The following is a 17,328-nucleotide window of genomic DNA, read 5'->3' as shown; positions in this document are numbered from 1 at the left end:
ACTCAAGCTCGGTGCTGACGCACTAGATGTTTGAACCCTTCATACACCAGCACCATCACCGCCAGCCAGATCGGGATATAGGTCAGCCATTGCCCGCCTTGGATGCCTTCGCCCAACAGCAGGGCCACCGCCAGCAGCAGCACCGGTTCTACGTAGCTCAGCAGCCCGAACAGGCTGAAGGCCAGCAAGCGACTGGCAATGATGTAGCTCACCAGCGCCGAAGCGCTGATCAAGCCCAGCATCGGAATCAACCCGTATAGCTTGGGATGCACATCGAGCACCGCAAAACCCTGTTCGCCGCTCTGCACAAACCACCAGGCCACCGGCAGCATCAACGCCATATCCAGCCACAGCCCGCCCAAATGATCAGTGGTCAGGTATTTGCGCACCACGAAATACACCGGGTAGCCTATGATCACCACCAGCGTTGCCCAGGAAAAACCACCAGCCTGATACAACTCGTTCAGTACGCCCAGCGCGGCAAACACCACGGCGATCTGTTGCAACCTTGACAACCGCTCGCCGTAGACCAGGCGCCCGGTGAGCACCATGGTCAGCGGCAGCAGGAAGTACCCCACGGACACGTCCAGGCTGCGCCCATTCAGCGGCGCCCACATAAACAGCCACAACTGCACGCCGAGCAAGGCAGAAGACACCAGCACCCCGGCGATCAGGCGCGGCTTGGCCGCCAACATCCGCAACAGTTCCCACACCCGCCGCCACTCGCCGCTGACGATCATGAACACCGTCATGCACGGTACTGTAAGCAACATGCGCCAGCCGAAAATCTCCAGACCACTCAACGGTGTGAGCAGTGACGTGAAGTAATACATCACGGCAAACAACACCGAGGCCAAGACCGATAACACCACACCTTTAGACACACTGTCCTCGCGAAAGCCGATTCATATCCAGTTCCAGGAGGGGAGTATGGCGTTTTTTGCGAGAAATAGAATGTGGGCGGGAGTTTGCTCCCACCCACATTTTAATCTCCATGCTATCAGGCAGATTTCAGCCCGCTCGCAACGCCACGCGGCCGGAAACAAAATGGCCCACGTCGTTGAACCCCGGAGTGGACGAGTGCCCGGGCGTGACCAGCGAATCAATGAAGGCCTCATCCTCAGGCGTGATGTTTACGTCCAGCGCGCGAGTGTAGGCATCCCACTGCGCCTCGGTACGCGGCCCCACAATCGCCGAACTCACTGCCGCATTATTAAGCACCCAGGCAATTGCGAACTCTACAATCCCCACGCCACGTCCCTGGGTGTATTGCTGGATCAGCTGGGCGATGCGTAGCGATTCCACCCGCCATTCGGTTTCCAGGATGCGCTTGTCCTGGCGCGCGGCACGGCTGCCTGGCTCGGGTGTAACGTCAGGTGCGTACTTGCCACTGAGCACCCCACGTGCCAGCGGGCTGTAAGGCACTACACCCAAACCATAGGCTGCCGCCGCTGTGATTTGCTCGACCTCGGCCTGGCGGTTGACGATGTTATACAGCGGCTGGCTGATAATGGGTTTATCTACCCCCAGGCGCTCGGCCACGCGAATCACTTCAGCGATGCGCCAACCGCGATAATTGGACAGGCCCCAGTAGCGGATCTTGCCTTGGCGGATCAGGTCGCCAATGGCCGACACGGTTACCTCCAAAGGCGTGTCGTGATCTTCACGGTGCAGATAGTAGATGTCCAGGTAATCGGTATCCAGGCGCGCAAGGCTGGCTTCCAACGCATTGAAGATGCGCTTGCGGTTCAACCCGCTGCGGTTGGGCAAACCATCGGCGGGGCCGAAGCCGACCTTGGTGGCCAGTACCCAATCCTGGCGATTGCGCGCAATGGCTTCGCCGACGATCTCTTCGGAGCGCCCGCCGGTGTAGACGTCGGCGGTGTCGATAAAATTGATACCCTGGTCCCAGGCCTTGTCGATGATACGCAGCGAGTCTTCGGTGCTGGTTTGTTCGCCAAACATCATGGTGCCGAGCGTCAGTGCGCTGACTTTCAACCCGGACTGGCCCAATGTGCGGTAAATCATGCAAAGCTCCTCATTGCAGGCAAATGTGAGTCATGCAATACCAGACCCGACGGCTCTGGAACAAGCCCTGGGCGCATTTCTTCATCCGCGCAGCAATGTCTGGCAGCGGGCCTGTAAAAAACGATGCAGCACTTTCACCCGCTCCGATACTTGCAGACGGTGAGGGCACATCAGGTTGAACGGCGTGGGTTCGCCTTGCCAGTCGGGAAGCAGCGGCACCAGCCGCCCGGCCTGGACGTCTCGGGCCACATCCAGGTTGGCTTTATAGGCAATGCCATGGCCGGCCAGCGCCCAGCGCCGAACGATTTCGCCGTCATCGCTGAGGTAGTCGCCGCTGACTTCGACCTCCTGCAGCAGTGTGCCCTGGCGGAAATACCAGGTGCTATTGGCCTGCCCGCGGCGCATGTAGCGCAGCGTACTGTGCTGCGCCAAATCTGCAGGCACCTGCGGTGCACCGTAGCGCGCCAGGTAGTCGGGGCTGGCGCAGACGATGCGCTGGTGGCCGGGCACCACCGGCAGCGCCACCAGGCTGGAATCCCTCGGCACGCCAAAGCGCAGGGCGATATCGACGGTGTCGCGAAACAAATCGGCATTGCTGTCGTTGAGTAACAATTGCAGGCGGATGTTCGGATGCTCGAGCTTGAACTCATCCAGCCAGCCCAGCAGCACATTGCGGCCAAAGTCCGAGGGAGCGGCCAATTGCAATAAACCACTGAGGCTTTGGCCTTGTTGCTTGATGGCATGTTCGCCTTCGGACAGGGCTTCCAGCGCCACTCGCACACTGTCCAGATAACGCCGGCCTTCTTCGGTCAGGCGCATGCTGCGGGTGGAGCGGGCAAGCAGGCGGATGCCGAGCCGGGTTTCAAGACGCTTGAGGGCAATACTGGCCGCTGCTGGGGTAAGGCCGAGGCTACGGGCGGCAGCGGTCAGGCTACCGGTGTCGGCGCTGCGCACAAAGACTTCAAGGTCGAGAATCGAGCCCATTGATAAAAATCCTTTAAAGATCTTGTCGTTTTACCCGGATTTTTCGCCGATTGCCAAGCTGGGAAGATGAAGGCTCACTTTCTTATCCAGGTAGTTTTCACATGGTCTCTTCTCTGAGCGGTAAAACCGTCATCGTTATTGGCGGCAGCAGCGGTATCGGCGCGGCAGTGGCCCAGGCGGCCATCGCTCGCGGCGCGCACGTGGTGCTGGCCGGGCGTCGCTTGACCTCCGGCATCGAGAAAGGCGCACGCAGCGAACCGGTGGACGTCACCGATAGCGCGTCGTTGCAGCGATTGTTCGAAACGGTGGGGCATTTTGACCACCTGGTCTACACCTCGGGCCCTTCGGTGCGGGCCAAGCCCCTGATCGAAACCGACCTTGACGAAGCCCAGGAAAATTTCAATGTGAAACTCTGGGGCGCGCTGCGTGCGATTCAACAGGCGCTGCCGTTCCTGAATGAACACGGCAGCATCAGCCTGACTTCCGGTCAGTTGGGGCGCAAGCTGGCACCGGGGCAGTTCATCAAGACCGGCATCAACGCTGCGACCGAAGCATTGGGCAAGCAACTGGCCAAGGAACTGGCGCCACGTCGAGTCAATGTCATCAGCCCGGGCGTGATTGACACCCCGGCCTATGCCGGGTTGGCGCAAGAGCAGCGCGTGGCGATGTTTGCCAACGCAGGCGGGGCATTGCCGGTTGGCCGGGTAGGGCAGGCTGAAGAAGTGGCGGCGGGGTATGTGCTGGCCATGGAGAACAGCTTTATAACGGGAAGCATCATCGATATCGACGGCGGCGGGCAGCTGTAACCGCCCACCGCCGGTGCCCTTTGGTTAATGACGGGCCTTGTCCAGTGTAAACGTCCCTATGGCAGTAAACTCAGGCCCGTCATTTCTTCGAAAGGAACAGGCAAACTCACCCGAGCCATGCTCGTCAGTGACTTCTTCGTTCAGTTTCAGCACCCCAGCATGGGCTGTCACCGTCCCATAAGTGTCGAGTCGTTGAAACTGAACGCGGACGTCATTATTGCCGGCCAGGTCATGGATCAATCCCTTCGCGTCGTTATAGACCACGATGGCAAAAATATTCCGAGTCCGCGGCAAGCCGTCATCGTAATAGTCGCCCATGAAGATTCGGCGATCCGGGCGGTGGCCCCCGAAGTCGGAGCTATCAATCCGCAGGTCGGTTTTGAAAGAGTAAGAACCCGGTAGCGGCCCACCCTCGAAAGTCAGGTCCAGTTCACCCTTGGCCGGATACTGGGCGCTGTGAACCATTGACACGCCTGTCAGGTCGACATCACCTTTTGTCAGCGTTATTTGTTTATCGCTACCAAACTGCGCTTTACCCGAGAAAGACGCCTGCATCCGTTCACCGTCGAATGACACTGTTATCTCCCCGGCAGTTGCCCAATAGGGAGAAATGCCCGAGTTTTCATACGCAGAAAAGAGCAACCTGGCGTGCCCATCGGCAAAGCTATAGCTGTGTTCGGTCTCGTCACTCGGTAGCTCAGCGGGAAGATAAATATCAATGCCATAAAAATGGTTGGGCTCTGGCGAGAGACGTTTTGTCGCCACCAAATGCCATATTCCATTTGGCTCCTGGTACATATCCATTTTATCCGCGTCACCTTGGAAGGTCAGGTTGTGCGCGCCTGCTACTGTGACTGTTAACTTACCTTGGGTGCCCTGTGCTGTTTTACTGATCATCTCGATAGCCCTTCAAGAAGTGAAATGAATTCACAGTGAAGGCTAAATGCGATCCAAAAATTTGAATACTGTCAAAAGTGACAGGTATAAAAAGCAAGCCTTTAATTCCATTCAAGGCAGCGTGTGCCGACGCAAACACCCTCACGCCTTCCAAGAGCATCTGCGCCGTCCCATGGAGGTTAAACCTTGAGCGCACGCGTCATCCGCAAAGCCAACATACTCCCACCCACAATCACCGCCGCCAGCAGGTACAACGCCACATCGGTTGAACCAGTGGCATCTTTCACAAAACCGACGATATACGGGCTGAGAAACCCCGCCATCTGCCCCATGGAGTTGATCAACGCCAAGCCACCCGCTGCGGCACCGGCACTGAGCATGGCGGTGGGCACCGGCCAGAACATTGGCAGGCCGGTAAGTGCACCCATGGTGGCGATGGTCAAGCCAAGGATGGCGATGGCCGGGGTGGTGGCGAAGTTAACCGCAATCACCAGGCCGATGGCGCCCATCAGCATCGGCACTACCAAGTGCCAGCGGCGTTCCTTGCGCAAGTCAGCGGAGCGGCCCACCAGCAGCATGAACACCGCCGCCAGCAAATAGGGGATCGCGCTGAGCCAGCCAATCACCAGGTTGTCGCTGAACCCCAGGTTCTTGATGATCGAAGGCAGCCAGAAGTTGATCGCATACACGCCGCTCTGGATGCAGAAGTAGATCAGGCCGAACGCCCAGATCGCCGGGTTCTTGAAGACTTCGGCCAGCGAATCGCTGGTGGTTGCGGGCTTGTTCGCCAGGTCCGTGGCCTGGTCGGCTTCCAACACTGCGCGTTCATGGGGCTTGAGCCACTTGGCATTGGCGAAGCTGTCACTGAGCAGAAAGTAGGCGAGGGCGCCGAGGATCACAGTCGGGATGCCCTGCAGCAGGAACATCCACTGCCAGCCCGCCAGGCCACCTTGGCCGGCTGCGAAGTGGTTGAGGATCCACCCAGAGAACGGGCTGCCGAGCAAGCCGGACACCGGGATTGCCGACATGAACAGCGCCATGATCCGCCCTCGGCGGAAGGTCGGGAACCACTGCGAGAGGTACAGCACCACGCCGGGGAAGAAGCCGGCTTCAGCGGCACCGGTAAACAGGCGTAAGGTGTAGAAATGCGTCGGCGTGGTCACAAACAGCAAGCAGGTAGACAGCGTCCCCCACACGATCATCATCAACGCGATCCAGCGCCGTGGGCCGAACCGGGTGAGTGCCAGGTTGCTCGGCACGCCGCACAGCACGTAGCCGATAAAGAAAATCCCGGCGCCCAGGCCGTATACGGTTTCGCTGAACTTCAACGCATCGAGCATCTGCAACTTGGCAAAGCCAACGTTTACCCGGTCGAGGTAATTGAACAGGTAGCAGATAAAGATGAAGGGGATCAGGCGCAGGGTAATGCGCTTGTAGATGGCGTTTTTATCGTCATCGCTGGCCAGTGCGGCAGTAGCGCTCTGTGACATGGGGATTCTCTCTTTATTATGATTTTTCGCGGCGCGAGGGTAACGTTGACCGCCCCAACAGTCTCGGCGACGTGATGGGCGACTGTCTTTGTGCCGGCGCACAGCGAAGCCGCCTTTGCGCTGTGCCGGTGAACAACCCGTCTTTTCAGGAAATTAGCCCCATGTTCGAGTTGGATCATGACTTGGCGCAGGAGATTGTCGATCGCACCATGGCAATCCTGCCGTATAACGTCAACGTCATGGACAGCCAGGGCCTGATCCTCGGCAGCGGTGAGCCGGAGCGTATCAATACTCGTCACGAAGGGGCGCAGTTGGTCCTGGCCAATGGCAGGGTGGTGGAAATCGACGGGCAGACCGCCAAGCATCTCAAGGGCGTGCAACCGGGCATTAACCTGCCGCTTATGCACGATCAGCGGCTGATCGGCGTGCTGGGAATTACCGGCGAACCCGATGGCCTGCGCACCTATGCCGAACTGGTGCGTATGACGGCTGAAATGTTGGTCAGCCACCGCCATCAGCAAGCTGAGCAGCAATGGCGACGCCAGCGTTGCGATGATTTGCTGGCCTTGCTGCTGGCCGACAATGGCGACTCCCCCCGCCTGGTGGACGAAGCCCGGCAACTGGGCCTCAAACCGCATCTGGCGCGCACGCCATACCTGTTCGAACTGGGCCCGGGCCAATCGGCAGAAGCCTTGAGTGCCTGGCTTACCAGCCGCTATCCCGACAGTTGGTGCGTCAGCCCTGCGCAGTTCTCCCTGCTGTGGTGCCGGCCTGCCGCTGTGCAGGTCGATAATCCGCGTTTGCTGGAAAAGCTCGACGGCCTGGGTTGGACTATCCTGCGTGTTGCGGTTGGCGGGCAAGCGGATGGCTTGCCAGGGCTGCGCCGCTGTTACCGCAGGGTCAGTGATCTACTTGCCTATGGCCGCGATCTCCTGCCGCAAACACGCCTATTGACCCTCACCCGTTATCGTCTGCCGGTCATGCTCTGGCGTCATCGAAACGACGACGCGCTGGACGAGCTGCTCAACCCATTGCGCAAGGTGCTGGCCAAGGATAGCAATGGGCAACTGCTGGCGACCTTGCGCAGTTGGTGCGAGCACGACGGGCAAAGCCAGGCGTGTGCCGATGCCTTGGGCATCCACCACAACAGCTTGCGTTACCGCATGGAGCGTATTGCCGAACTCAGCGGCGTCGACCCGCTGACCCTCGACGGTATGCTTACCTTATACCTGGGCGTGCAGTTGTTGCCTCAGCCTCTGGAGGCGCAGGCTTTGTAGAAATGACCAACAAACCCCACCTGCACTTGTGCATCGGACCGGCGTCATTGCCCAGGCCAACTGGCAGCATGGGCATTATAAAAACCGGAGAAAGCCCATCATGAAGATCATCATCGCCCCCGACTCGTTCAAGGACAGCCTCAGTGCCGCAGGCACGGCCCAGGCCATTGCCGAAGGGTTGGCCCAGGTCTGGCCGGATGCGCAGTTGGTCGAATGCCCGATGGCCGATGGCGGTGAGGGCACGGTGGATGCGGTACTTGCCGCGTGCAATGGCCAGTTGCGCCGGCAAACCGTGCGAGGCCCACTGGGAGACGAAGTCGAGGCGCGTTGGGGCTGGTTGGCCGACAGCCATACCGCGATTATCGAGATGGCCGAGGCCAGTGGTTTGCAACTGGTCGCGCCCGGCCAGCGCGACGCGTGTTCGACGACAACATATGGCACCGGGGAGTTGATCTGCGCCGCCCTGGATGCGGGGGCGCAGCGTATTATCCTGGCGATTGGCGGCAGTGCTACCAACGATGGCGGGGCTGGTGCGATGCAGGCCCTGGGTGTGCAACTTTTTGACGCAGAAAGTCAGCCGCTGTCCCCGGGTGGGCTGGCGTTGGCGCGCCTGGCGTGTATTAGCCTTGAAACGCTCGACCCGCGTTTGGCGCAGGTGCGTTTTGAGATCGCTGCTGACGTCAATAACCCCCTGTGCGGTCCTCACGGTGCCTCAGCGATTTTCGGCCCGCAGAAAGGTGCGAGTCCCGAGCAGGTGGCACAACTGGACGCCGCCCTTGACCATTTCGCCCACCACTGCGCCCAGGTGCTGCCCAAGGATGTGCGCGACGAACCCGGCAGTGGTGCTGCCGGTGGTCTGGGCTTCGCGGCCAAGGCATTCCTCGGTGCGCAATTTCGTCCGGGCGTGGAGGTGGTCGCCGAACTGGTCGGCCTCGAAGACGCCGTACGCGGCGCCGACCTGGTCATCACTGGCGAAGGCCGCTTCGACGCTCAGACCCTGCGCGGCAAGACCCCGTTCGGGGTAGCGCGCATCGCCAGCCAGCACGGCGTACCGGTCATTGTGATCGCAGGCACCTTGGGCGACGGTTACGAGCAGATGTATGCCCACGGTGTGGATGCAGCATTTGCCCTACCGTCGGGACCAATGAGCCTGGAACAAGCCTGCAGCGAGGCGCCACGCCTGTTGCGCGAGCGCGCCGCGGATATTGCGCGGGTGTGGCGCCTTGCTGCTAATCGCTGACCCCCTGCGCCAACCGCTCCACCCACTGCTCCTGAAACGCTTGCAGCGCCGCACCGGGTTGCTGCAATTGCACAAACTCCAGCATTGGGTCTTGCACCGCGGTGCGCACGCCGCTTAATTCCTCCAGAGTCGCCAACCCGCAAAACGGTACGTAGGCTTCGCTGTAACCGCCTTCATGCACCAGCACCAGACGGCCCTGGCACAAACGCTCGGCTGCCTCGCGCAGGCTGCGGGTCATCAGCCGGAACGATTCGCTGTGCAGCAACATGCGCGCCAGTGGGTCGACGGCATTGGCGTCATAGCCGCAGGCGATGATGATCAACTCTGGCTCGAAACGCTCCAGGGCGGGCAGCACAATGCGTTCCATCGTATGCGCATAGGTTGCGTGACCACTGCCCGGTGGCAGCGGGATATTGATGTTGGCGCCCAGACCGGCACCCCGGCCACGATCCCGTTCGCCGCTGTAGCCCGGTGGGTAGCAAGCGTCCTGGTGCAGTGAAACCGTCAACACATCGGCGCGCTCCTCGAAGATTGATTGCGTGCCGTTACCGTGGTGCACGTCCCAGTCGATCACTGCGACTTTGCCGAGCCCGTTATGGACCTTGGCCGCTTCGATGGCAATGGCAATATTGGCGAGAAAGCAGAAGCCCATGGCGCTGTCTGCCAGGCAGTGATGCCCAGGCGGCCGAGACAGGGAATAGGCATTGTGCGCCTGACCCTTGAGCACCGTGTCTACGGCGGCGATGGTCAAGCCCGCAGACAGTTTCGCGATCTCGTAGCTGCCCGGCCCAATCGGCGCCTGTGGGCCGAGCTCGCCGCCGCCAGCATCGCTCAGGGCCTTGAAGCGTTGCAGATAAGCGCTGCTGTGCACCCGTAGCAGGTCTGCTTCACTGGCCGGCGGTGCGCTAAGCAGGTGCAGATGACGCGTCAATCCAGACACATCCAACAAGCTTTTCAAGCGACGTTTGGTCTCCGGGGATTCGGCATGACCGCTGCCAGCCGGCGGCTGTACCCAGCCGCCTACGGGCAATGTCAGCGCGTGCGCACCTGCGCTGTGCCACAGGCTCATTTCATCGAAGAAAAATGCGGTGGTTCGGTTCATACCGGCTCCAGTTCGGTGAGGTGATTGGGACGGCTGGTGAAGATCATCACCAGGGAAAGCAACGTGATGACGGCAGCGCCCAGCAGCAGGAGGGTGAACCCGCCGCTGGCCTCGATCAGGCGGCCGGCAATCGCCGGGCCGATGGCCAGGCCACCGCCGATCACCAGGTTGGAGGCGTTCATGAGTTTGCCGCTGTGATCAAGGGCGGCCAGGCAGGCCAGCACCAACGGCAGGATGAACGTCCAGGTGAACTTGAACAGCAGCGCCGCCAGGGCAAAACGCAGCAGCGCTGGCTCGCCGAGCAAAAGCAGCACAGCCGCCACCATCAGCGCATAACCCCCGAGCAACAGAATTGCTCGGGGCAGTCGCCCGCCAATCAGCGACGCGCTCGCGGCGCCGGCAATGCCCATTACGGTTGCGATGGCGAGTACCTCACCACTGTGTTGCGGGGAAATCCCGACACTGGCGCCCAAGGCACCGATAAAGGTCCAGACACCGCCCAGGCTGATGTAAAAGGCCAGGACCGCGCCGACCCCCAGCGCGGCTTTCCAGCGCGAGCCAGGCAATGAAGGGCCGTGGTTTGCCGGTGCCGTGGCATTGCCAGCGGGAAACGCCCGGGCCAGAGGCAGCAACAGGGTCATCAAGCCTGCCAGGATCAGGTAGCAGGCGTTCAGTCCAAACCGCTCGAACAAGCCCGGCAGTACGATCAGCCCGAGTGCACCGACGACTAATTGGCCCATCACCCACAGCCCGTAGACACGGCTGGGATTGGCGGTAGTGGCGGCGCTGGCCAAGCAGAGGATCATCAATGAGCCGCCGGCCAGGGCGCTGGCACAGCGCAGCGCCAGTAACGCTGCATAGGTGTCGGCGCGCATCGACAACAGATTGGCCACGATAAACAGCAGCGCTGCAATCAGGGCCGCGGTGCGCCAGTCAACGCGCTTGAGCCACCACCAGGCAGGCAAGGTCGCCAGGCTCATCGCGCCCAGCTCCACGGAAAACAAATCGCCAATGCGTGCCGGGCTCAGTTGCCATTCGCTGGCCAACTGCGCGGCCACGGCGGGTGCGGTCATCAGGATGGTCGGGGTGATGGCGGCAAACAGCACGATTGCTGCCAGCCGTGCCTTTGCCGCAGAGGGTTGAGTAGGCATTTTCAAACTCCAGGAATGGGGATCAGAACACATGGACCAGACGCAGCAATGCCTCGGTCCCGGCATAGCCGTTGGAGGCAGCGACGTTTTGCGAAAGGCTGACCATCAGTTGGTTCTGGGTGTCGAGCCAATGCCCCAGTTCCAGGCCCAGTTGCGTGTAGCGTTTGTGGGTATCGTCGATACGGAGATTGTTGATGCGCAGCGCACCACCATCCGCCTGGATCAGGCGCAGTGCCCCGTAAGTGGCGGCGCTGAAGTCATAGGACGCAAAGGCTTGCAGGCGATACAGCGGGGCTTGCTTGAGTTCGCTGCCAAAATAGTCGTCATTCTTGGCGTAAAACTGGGCTTCGAGGTTGGCTTCCACCACCCAGTTATCGCCGATGCCCTGGGTGTAGTTGTAGACAAAGGTGGCGCCCCAACGGTTGGCACCCGGGGACACATCCGGGTTCTGGCTGTGGTACTCACCTAGAGGCACGGTGATCAGGCTCAACAGGCCGCTGTAGGTGCGCGATGCCGGGTCGTTGATGAAAAACAGCGTGCCGCCCACTTGTGGATCGCCCAGGCCGCGCTCGCGGGTGCGCTGCTCAGTGCCGGGCAAGCGCGCCGTAATGTCGGCAAATGGCAGGATGAACTGCGGCGTACACAGCGTGCCGCAGGCGTCGGTGAAATACACCTGGCGGTAGGCCAGGGCGTTGACCTTGAGGTCGGCCTTGCCGGTGCTGTCGGCGGGCCCATGGAAATCGCCGGCACGGGTGGCGGGCAGGTACACCACCCCCAGGCTGGTGCCCGCCGGTGCGCCAAAAAAGTCCCGAGCGTTAAGGTCGGCAGCCTGGTTGTCGAGGCTGAGCAGCGTGCCGCCAAGCAACACTGTGATCTTGCGTAGAGGTGAATGAATCATGGCAAGGCGTCTCTTGTAAGGGGCAGCCAAAAAACGGGCAACAGTTGCCCGCGACCGTGAAAACGAGCGTGGCAAAGGCTTAAGTTGAAAGGGCGAGGATCAGTCGGGTGGGGCGTGTACCAAGTGCGCTATACGCGCCTTGTCGTTGACCCCCAGCTTGGTGTAAATGGCGCGCAGATGGTGACGTACCGTATTGGGTGAAAGGCCAAGGTCGCGGGCCACTTGCTTATAAGTCTTGCCCTCGCCAAACCCCTGGGCCACGTCGTTCTCTCGCGGGCTCAACTGGGGCAGTGCACGGTTGAGGCGCGCCGCCAGCAGCAACTGGTCGCCCACTGCCGAAACCTGGATGTGAATGTGCTTGCCGGCATGGCCGCGTTCATCCAGTTGTACCGGCAGGGTAGGGCCGCTCCAGCGCGGCCACTCACTGAGCAAAATGTCGATAAAGCCGCGCTCGGCGCATTGCAATACGCCTTGAGGGTCGCATACAGCCAAGGCGAGGTTGCGTGGGCTGGTCAGGGTTTCACGCATGGCCACCAGCGTGCGGATCTGGTTCGCGGACACTGCCGCCACCAGATGCAACATCAGATTATTGAGCAGCAGGCAGTCATGGGTGTTGAACCTGGGCGCACCGGGTTTGCGGTATAGCGTCAGGTGGTCGCTGAGGTGGGTTTGCGGGTCGATATGGATCACGCACAGCAATTGGCCCAGGCCGTGGCGCTGCCCCAGCCAATTCAAGGCGCTGCCATTGGCCGGGTCGCGCATGTCGATGATCACGGCCTGGCCGGGTGTTGCATGCACTCGGCCGACGGTCACGTCCAGATGGCGGATCGACTGCCAGTCCGCCAGGTAGTGTGGTGGTAAATGGTACAGGTAGCTGTTGTGCTCCTCCGGCATACCGTCAATCACCGCCGCGCGCCCCCACCAGGCACTGTCAAATGCCAGCAACTGGCTCAGCCGTGCCAGGGCATGGTGCTGGAAATGTTCGATGTCTTGATGTTGGGCCAGGCGCTGCAGATCCAGGGCCAGGGTACTGAAGGCCTGCAACAGGCCATTGGGATCAAGGCGACTCATAGGTATTCCTCTGTGGGACTTTTTTTGTTGTTCTCGTCACAGGGTGAAGGCCGGGGCCTGGGGTCAGGGGGCAGGGCCTGGGTTGAGTATCGATGTTGCACGGCTGGACTGCTATCGTTCAGATGCAGGATGGCACTGGTTGATGTGTGGGAAAACGCCGGGCTCGTCAGGCGGCTGACTTTGCCCCTACACTGGTCCGCCATTGGTCTTTCAAAGGATGAAACGCAATGCACACACCTGAGCCCCATATCGTGATCCAGCGCTTTACCGAGGCCCACCTTGAGGGCGTCGCCGCGCTCTACAACGAACCGGCGGTCTGCCGTCAGGTGCTGCAAATGCCTTTCCAATCGGTGGAAGCCTGGCGCAAGCGTTTGGTGATGGATAACGAGCGGCGCTTGCAGCTGGTGGCAGTACATGGCGGTGAAGTGGTTGGCCAACTGGGCCTGGAACAGTACCTGCGCGTGCGTCAGAGCCATGTCGGTTCATTCGGCATGGGCGTGGCGACTGCCTGGCAGGGCAAGGGCGTCGGCTCGCGGCTGTTGACCGCCGCGCTGGACGTCGCCGACAACTGGATGAACCTGCACCGCGTGGAACTGACGGTGTATGCCGACAACGAAGCCGCGCATCACCTGTATCGCAAGTTCGGCTTCGAAGTGGAGGGCCGGTTGCGCGATTACGCCCTGCGTGACGGTGCGTTTGTCGACACCCTGAGCATGGCGCGCCTGCGCAAGTCGGCTTAATCCGCTAGAGCAAACGCCACCGCAGCCTGCGCATGCAGCGCGGTGGTATCCAGCAGCGGCAGGGCGCTGTGTTCGGGCTGGATCAACAGGCAGATTTCCGTGCAGCCGAGGATGACCGCCTGGGCGCCGCGCGCGGCGAGCGCCCGGATCACCCGCTGATACACCTGGCGCGAAGCGTCGCTGATGACTCCCACGCACAACTCTTGATAAATGATTCGGTGCACTTGCTTGCGCTCTTCCGCGTCCGGTATCAGCACGGTCAGGCCCTGGGCGGCGAGGCGGGATTTGAGGAAGTCCTGTTCCATAGTAAACGCGGTACCGAGCAGACCCACCGTCAAGGTTCCGGCCTCAAGGGCTGCGGCCGCCGTGGCGTCGGCAATATGCAGGAATGGAATCGACACCGCCGCCTCAATACCCGGCGCCACCAGGTGCATGGTATTGGTACACAGCACCACGCACTCGGCGCCCCCTGCCTGCAAACGGCGTGCGGCGTCCTCCAGGATCAGCGCGGTATCGTCCCAGCGCCCGGCGTGCTGGGCCTGCTCCACCGGGCCGAAGTCCACGCTGTACAGCAAAATCTGCGCGCTACGCAAAGGGCCAAGCTGGTCACGTACGCGCTGGTTGATGAGGCGGTAATACTCGGCGCTGGATTCCCAACTCATGCCGCCGATAAGGCCGATGGTGCGCATGCAATGCTCCGGACAAGGGGGTAGGGCACCACCTTACTCATCGACGGTGGGTTCGTCATACGCAGTTGCCGACAAAATCACCGGAGCAGTTTTTAACCCATACGGTAATGCTCTGCATCTGCCATGATCAGGCTTGGCAACCTGGCTCACCCAAGGAAATCCGCAATGGACGATGTACAGCAACTGGGCGAGATGCTTCGTCATTACGCCGATAGCGAAGCACACAAACAACAGCAGTTCGACCTGCAATCAGCACGTTGGGCGCAGAAGCTTGGCGAGCTGTTCGGCCAGATTGAACAGTGGCTGGAGCCGGTAAAAACCGTAGGTTTGCTGGAGGTTCAGCGTGAGGCTTACACCGCCAGCAGCCCGAGCGTGCCGGTGGAGAGTTCACCCTTCAAGAGCGAAAAACTCAGTGTGCACATCACTGGCAAAAGCGTGGAGTTCGTGCCGGATGTGATGGGCGTCGGTGGTTTGATTTCAGTATCGGTGATGGGCCTCACCGCCGCTCGCCACGGCAGTGTGTCGCTGGTCCTGCCGGTGGATAAGCACGACTGGCTGTGGAAGAAAACCAACGGCCTGAAAGACCCGGACACCTTCGGTTTCGACGCCAACTTCCTGGCCACTCAGCTACAGAGCCTGATCCCGCGCGAACGCGCATGATCGGCACAGAAGAAAACAGGCTCTGCATTTAATCAGGTGCATTGCCCAAGTATTGGCTATACCTAAAACTCATTCTTACGATGATGGTCGCCAGGGAGTTCAACAATGAAATTAAGGCTCATGATCAGCACACTGTGCGTCGCCTCGCTCGGCATGGCAGGCTGTGCCAGCAAGGTGCCGCAACCGGATGAGTATTCAGGGTTTCTCTCCAATTACAGCCAGCTCAAGGAAGCCAAGTCGCCCTCCGGGGCAGAGGTGATGCGCTGGGTCGATCCGCAGTTGGACTTGAGCCGCTACACCGCGGCGTACATCGAGCCTACCCAGTTCTATCCCAAACCCCAGGCCACCGCAAAGATTCCGTACAGCACCCTGCGGGGCATCAGCGATTATTACAACCAGGCGCTCAGGCGTGAACTGGCCAAGTCACTGCCCCTGGCCAATGCTCCGGGCCCAGGCGTGATCGTGGTGCGTGCGGCGATTACCGCCGTGAGCAGCAAGACCGAAAGCCTCAAGCCCTATGAGTTTATCCCCGTGGCGCTGGTGGCCGCAGCAGTCAGCACCGGCACGGGCATCCGCGATCAGGAGACCACGCTGGGCACTGAGGCGCAGTTCCTCGATGGAGGCACGAACAAAGTGGTGGCCCAGGTGGTACGCAAAGGCACCGGCAAGCCATTGGCCAACGACTCACAGGTGCTCAAGGCCGACGACGTGAAAGTCGTCATTGACGGCTGGGCGTCGGACCTGCATCAGTCCTACGTGAAGCTCAAGAAACATTGAGCCTCGGCAAGCCCAGGTGCTATTTCAGCGGTGTCAACGGGGGCAGCTTCCATTGACCGTTACCCACCTCGGGCTTGGGCAGGTAAATACGCAGGATCGCATAGAACGGACCGGGCGGGGCCGGCAGCCAATTGCTCTGTTCGGCCTTCGGTGGCTCGTGGTGTTGCAGCGCCAGGGTGAGGCCACCGTCGGCGTCACGCTGGAGGGTCGATAACATCCGCGAGTTGATCAGATAGCGTTTCTTGTGGTTAGGCACCAGCATTTTTGTCTTGGCGTCGTACAGGGTCAGCGACCAGAACGCATCGGTCGGTGGCAGCTGGTCCTTGGCAAAATGCACGGTGTAGCTGTGGCGTGCGCCGTTGGCCGGCTTACCCTCACTGTCGACGTCGTAGGTCAGGTGAGCCGCTTCGTCGCTGGAGTGACCGAAAATGCCTAACTCGGCACCGGCGTAGCGATACAGGTAGTTGTTTTGCAGGCGGTCGCGGCTACCGAACAGATCAGCCTGGGCAACCTGATGAGTGTCGAGTTTGTCCTTTTTGAACGCGGCAAATTCGGCCCGGCCATCGGCGATGCCTTCTTCCAGGGCCTTGCGCTGTTCTGCTGTCAATTGGTTGACCTTGAACGGCGCACCCGGCGCTATGCCGATTTTGGCAAAGCGCGCCAGCAGGTCTTTTTCGCTGTCCTGTGGGGCGGCGAAGGCCAGCATGAAGTTCAGGTAGCGAAACAGTTGCGGGCCTTCGGTCATGGTCGCCGTCGGCTTGGGCCATTCGATCTTCGGCACCTTGGCCGGGGCAGGCTGCTTCACATAGCTGCTCAGGGGCTGCACTTTATAGCCGCTCTGGATTTGCTTGACCTTGCCCAGGTCCTTGTCATCGAACAGCTGCGTGCGGTATAGGGCGTAGGCGATGTTGCTTTCGCTGTAGACCACTCGGTCGATGTCCACCGGTTGCTGACCTTTCCAGTCAGGCCCGGCAATCATGTAGTGACCGCCGTTGTTACCGGTGCTGCGGGTGCCCAGATAAGCAATGTTCTGGGAATAGAGGTCGATCAACTGCACCGAGTAGTAGCGCTCGTCTTCAATCCTGGGCAGGGTCAGTACCAGAGGCTCTTTGCGCAGATCCATCCATACGAATGAGTAGGGTGTGTCGGCGTTCGGGCTAGGGAGCGCGGTGTCCTTGGGGGTCAATACCTGCGCGGTATTACCGATATGGTTGAACGGCGCCTTGAAGTGGGCGCCGCCCTTGTCAACGGCCTGGGTGTAGAGCGTCTTGTACATTTGCACCACCGGGAAACCGTACAGGTAGGCTTCCTTGGCGATTGCCCGGGCTTCACTCGGGCTGGCGGTGAAGTCAGCCCAGGCGCCGGTACTCATAAATATCGAGAGGCTCGCCAACAGCAGGCGCGTCGGTTTTCCAATCATGTTGTTGCGTCCTTCCTGAGTTCTGTCTAAGAGCGTGAGGTGAAGGCGCAGAGTTTCCAGTTTTATTGGCTGAACGTCACGTTAATCCCTTCGCCGAC

General features: G+C 60.5%; 17 protein-coding genes. 6 read left to right on the top strand and 11 right to left on the bottom strand.

The features are described from left to right. Positions 1-2: 2 nt before the first annotated feature. The 3 genes from rarD to LJX92_RS13290 all read right to left on the bottom strand — a co-directional run bounded on the left by rarD (position 3) and on the right by LJX92_RS13290 (position 3,012). Positions 3-884 (bottom strand): EamA family transporter RarD, encoded by an 882-nt coding sequence (gene rarD, locus LJX92_RS13300; RefSeq protein WP_032875435.1) that lies wholly within the window; start codon positions 882-884, stop codon positions 3-5. Positions 885-1,011: 127 nt separating this feature from the next. Continuing rightward, positions 1,012-2,028, bottom strand: coding sequence for an aldo/keto reductase (locus LJX92_RS13295; protein WP_005788244.1), 1,017 nt, complete (start codon positions 2,026-2,028; stop codon positions 1,012-1,014). An 81-nt stretch (positions 2,029-2,109) separates the two neighbouring features. After that, complete coding sequence (locus LJX92_RS13290; protein ID WP_148853353.1) at positions 2,110-3,012, bottom strand: LysR family transcriptional regulator; 903 nt, start codon at positions 3,010-3,012, stop codon at positions 2,110-2,112. A 101-nt stretch (positions 3,013-3,113) separates the two neighbouring features. Between LJX92_RS13290 and LJX92_RS13285 the strand changes: the two genes are divergently transcribed. After that, complete coding sequence (locus LJX92_RS13285; RefSeq protein ID WP_223018334.1) at positions 3,114-3,818, top strand: SDR family oxidoreductase; 705 nt, start codon at positions 3,114-3,116, stop codon at positions 3,816-3,818. 24 nt (positions 3,819-3,842) lie between these two features. On the opposite strand, the gene LJX92_RS13280 is transcribed toward LJX92_RS13285, so the two are convergent. Both LJX92_RS13280 and LJX92_RS13275 read right to left on the bottom strand, forming a co-directional pair. Further along, positions 3,843-4,715, bottom strand: a complete 873-nt coding sequence (locus tag LJX92_RS13280) for a hypothetical protein (protein ID WP_103735147.1) — start codon at positions 4,713-4,715, stop codon at positions 3,843-3,845. A gap of 179 nt (positions 4,716-4,894) precedes the next feature. Beyond that, a complete protein-coding gene (locus tag LJX92_RS13275; RefSeq protein WP_228308376.1) occupies positions 4,895-6,205 on the bottom strand; it encodes an MFS transporter in 1,311 nt (436 codons plus the stop codon). A 161-nt stretch (positions 6,206-6,366) separates the two neighbouring features. Between LJX92_RS13275 and LJX92_RS13270 the strand changes: the two genes are divergently transcribed. After that, positions 6,367-7,482: a sugar diacid recognition domain-containing protein gene (locus LJX92_RS13270; protein ID WP_228308375.1), complete on the top strand. Its 1,116-nt coding sequence runs from the start codon at positions 6,367-6,369 to the stop codon at positions 7,480-7,482. Between the two features lie 100 nt (positions 7,483-7,582). Further along, positions 7,583-8,722 carry a glycerate kinase gene (locus tag LJX92_RS13265; RefSeq protein ID WP_228308374.1) on the top strand — a complete coding sequence of 380 codons (1,140 nt, stop codon included), beginning with the start codon at positions 7,583-7,585 and terminating at the stop codon, positions 8,720-8,722. Here the strand turns inward: LJX92_RS13265 and LJX92_RS13260 are convergent. The 4 genes from LJX92_RS13260 to LJX92_RS13245 all read right to left on the bottom strand — a co-directional run bounded on the left by LJX92_RS13260 (position 8,712) and on the right by LJX92_RS13245 (position 12,944). Then, positions 8,712-9,824: a class II histone deacetylase gene (locus LJX92_RS13260; RefSeq protein WP_216091400.1), complete on the bottom strand. Its 1,113-nt coding sequence runs from the start codon at positions 9,822-9,824 to the stop codon at positions 8,712-8,714. The genes LJX92_RS13265 and LJX92_RS13260 overlap by 11 nt on opposite strands. Continuing rightward, on the bottom strand, positions 9,821-10,975 hold the full coding sequence (locus LJX92_RS13255; RefSeq protein ID WP_228308373.1) for an MFS transporter: 1,155 nt from the start codon (positions 10,973-10,975) through the stop codon (positions 9,821-9,823). Before LJX92_RS13255 ends, LJX92_RS13260 begins: the two co-directional genes overlap by 4 nt. A 22-nt stretch (positions 10,976-10,997) precedes the next feature. Next, entirely contained in the window at positions 10,998-11,873 is an 876-nt protein-coding gene (locus tag LJX92_RS13250) for a transporter (RefSeq protein WP_228308372.1), read from the bottom strand. 99 nt (positions 11,874-11,972) lie between these two features. Further along, the gene (locus tag LJX92_RS13245; RefSeq protein WP_032875402.1) at positions 11,973-12,944 is read right to left on the bottom strand and encodes a helix-turn-helix transcriptional regulator; all 972 of its coding nucleotides are present in this window, start codon (positions 12,942-12,944) and stop codon (positions 11,973-11,975) included. Between the two features lie 227 nt (positions 12,945-13,171). Between LJX92_RS13245 and LJX92_RS13240 the strand changes: the two genes are divergently transcribed. Continuing rightward, on the top strand, positions 13,172-13,684 hold the full coding sequence (locus tag LJX92_RS13240; RefSeq protein ID WP_032875400.1) for a GNAT family N-acetyltransferase: 513 nt from the start codon (positions 13,172-13,174) through the stop codon (positions 13,682-13,684). Here the strand turns inward: LJX92_RS13240 and LJX92_RS13235 are convergent. Continuing rightward, positions 13,681-14,373, bottom strand: a complete 693-nt coding sequence (locus tag LJX92_RS13235; RefSeq protein ID WP_103735153.1) for an aspartate/glutamate racemase family protein — start codon at positions 14,371-14,373, stop codon at positions 13,681-13,683. The genes LJX92_RS13240 and LJX92_RS13235 overlap by 4 nt on opposite strands. A 165-nt stretch (positions 14,374-14,538) precedes the next feature. Here LJX92_RS13235 and LJX92_RS13230 point away from each other — a divergent pair, with 165 nt between their 5' ends. Together LJX92_RS13230 and LJX92_RS13225 are read left to right on the top strand one after the other, a co-directional pair. Further along, the gene (locus LJX92_RS13230) at positions 14,539-15,033 is read left to right on the top strand and encodes a hypothetical protein (RefSeq protein ID WP_032875395.1); all 495 of its coding nucleotides are present in this window, start codon (positions 14,539-14,541) and stop codon (positions 15,031-15,033) included. Between the two features lie 105 nt (positions 15,034-15,138). Further along, complete coding sequence (locus LJX92_RS13225; RefSeq protein ID WP_228308371.1) at positions 15,139-15,810, top strand: DUF3313 domain-containing protein; 672 nt, start codon at positions 15,139-15,141, stop codon at positions 15,808-15,810. Between the two features lie 19 nt (positions 15,811-15,829). Here the strand turns inward: LJX92_RS13225 and LJX92_RS13220 are convergent, their stop codons facing one another. Beyond that, positions 15,830-17,230: a DUF1254 domain-containing protein gene (locus LJX92_RS13220; protein ID WP_228308370.1), complete on the bottom strand. Its 1,401-nt coding sequence runs from the start codon at positions 17,228-17,230 to the stop codon at positions 15,830-15,832. Positions 17,231-17,328: the final 98 nt, after the last annotated feature.

Source organism: Pseudomonas sp. HN8-3 (genome assembly GCF_020790195.1).
GTDB lineage: Bacteria > Pseudomonadota > Gammaproteobacteria > Pseudomonadales > Pseudomonadaceae > Aquipseudomonas > Aquipseudomonas synxantha_A.
Note: the sequence above shows the minus strand (reverse complement) of the source record. Positions and strands in the feature narration are given on the sequence as shown.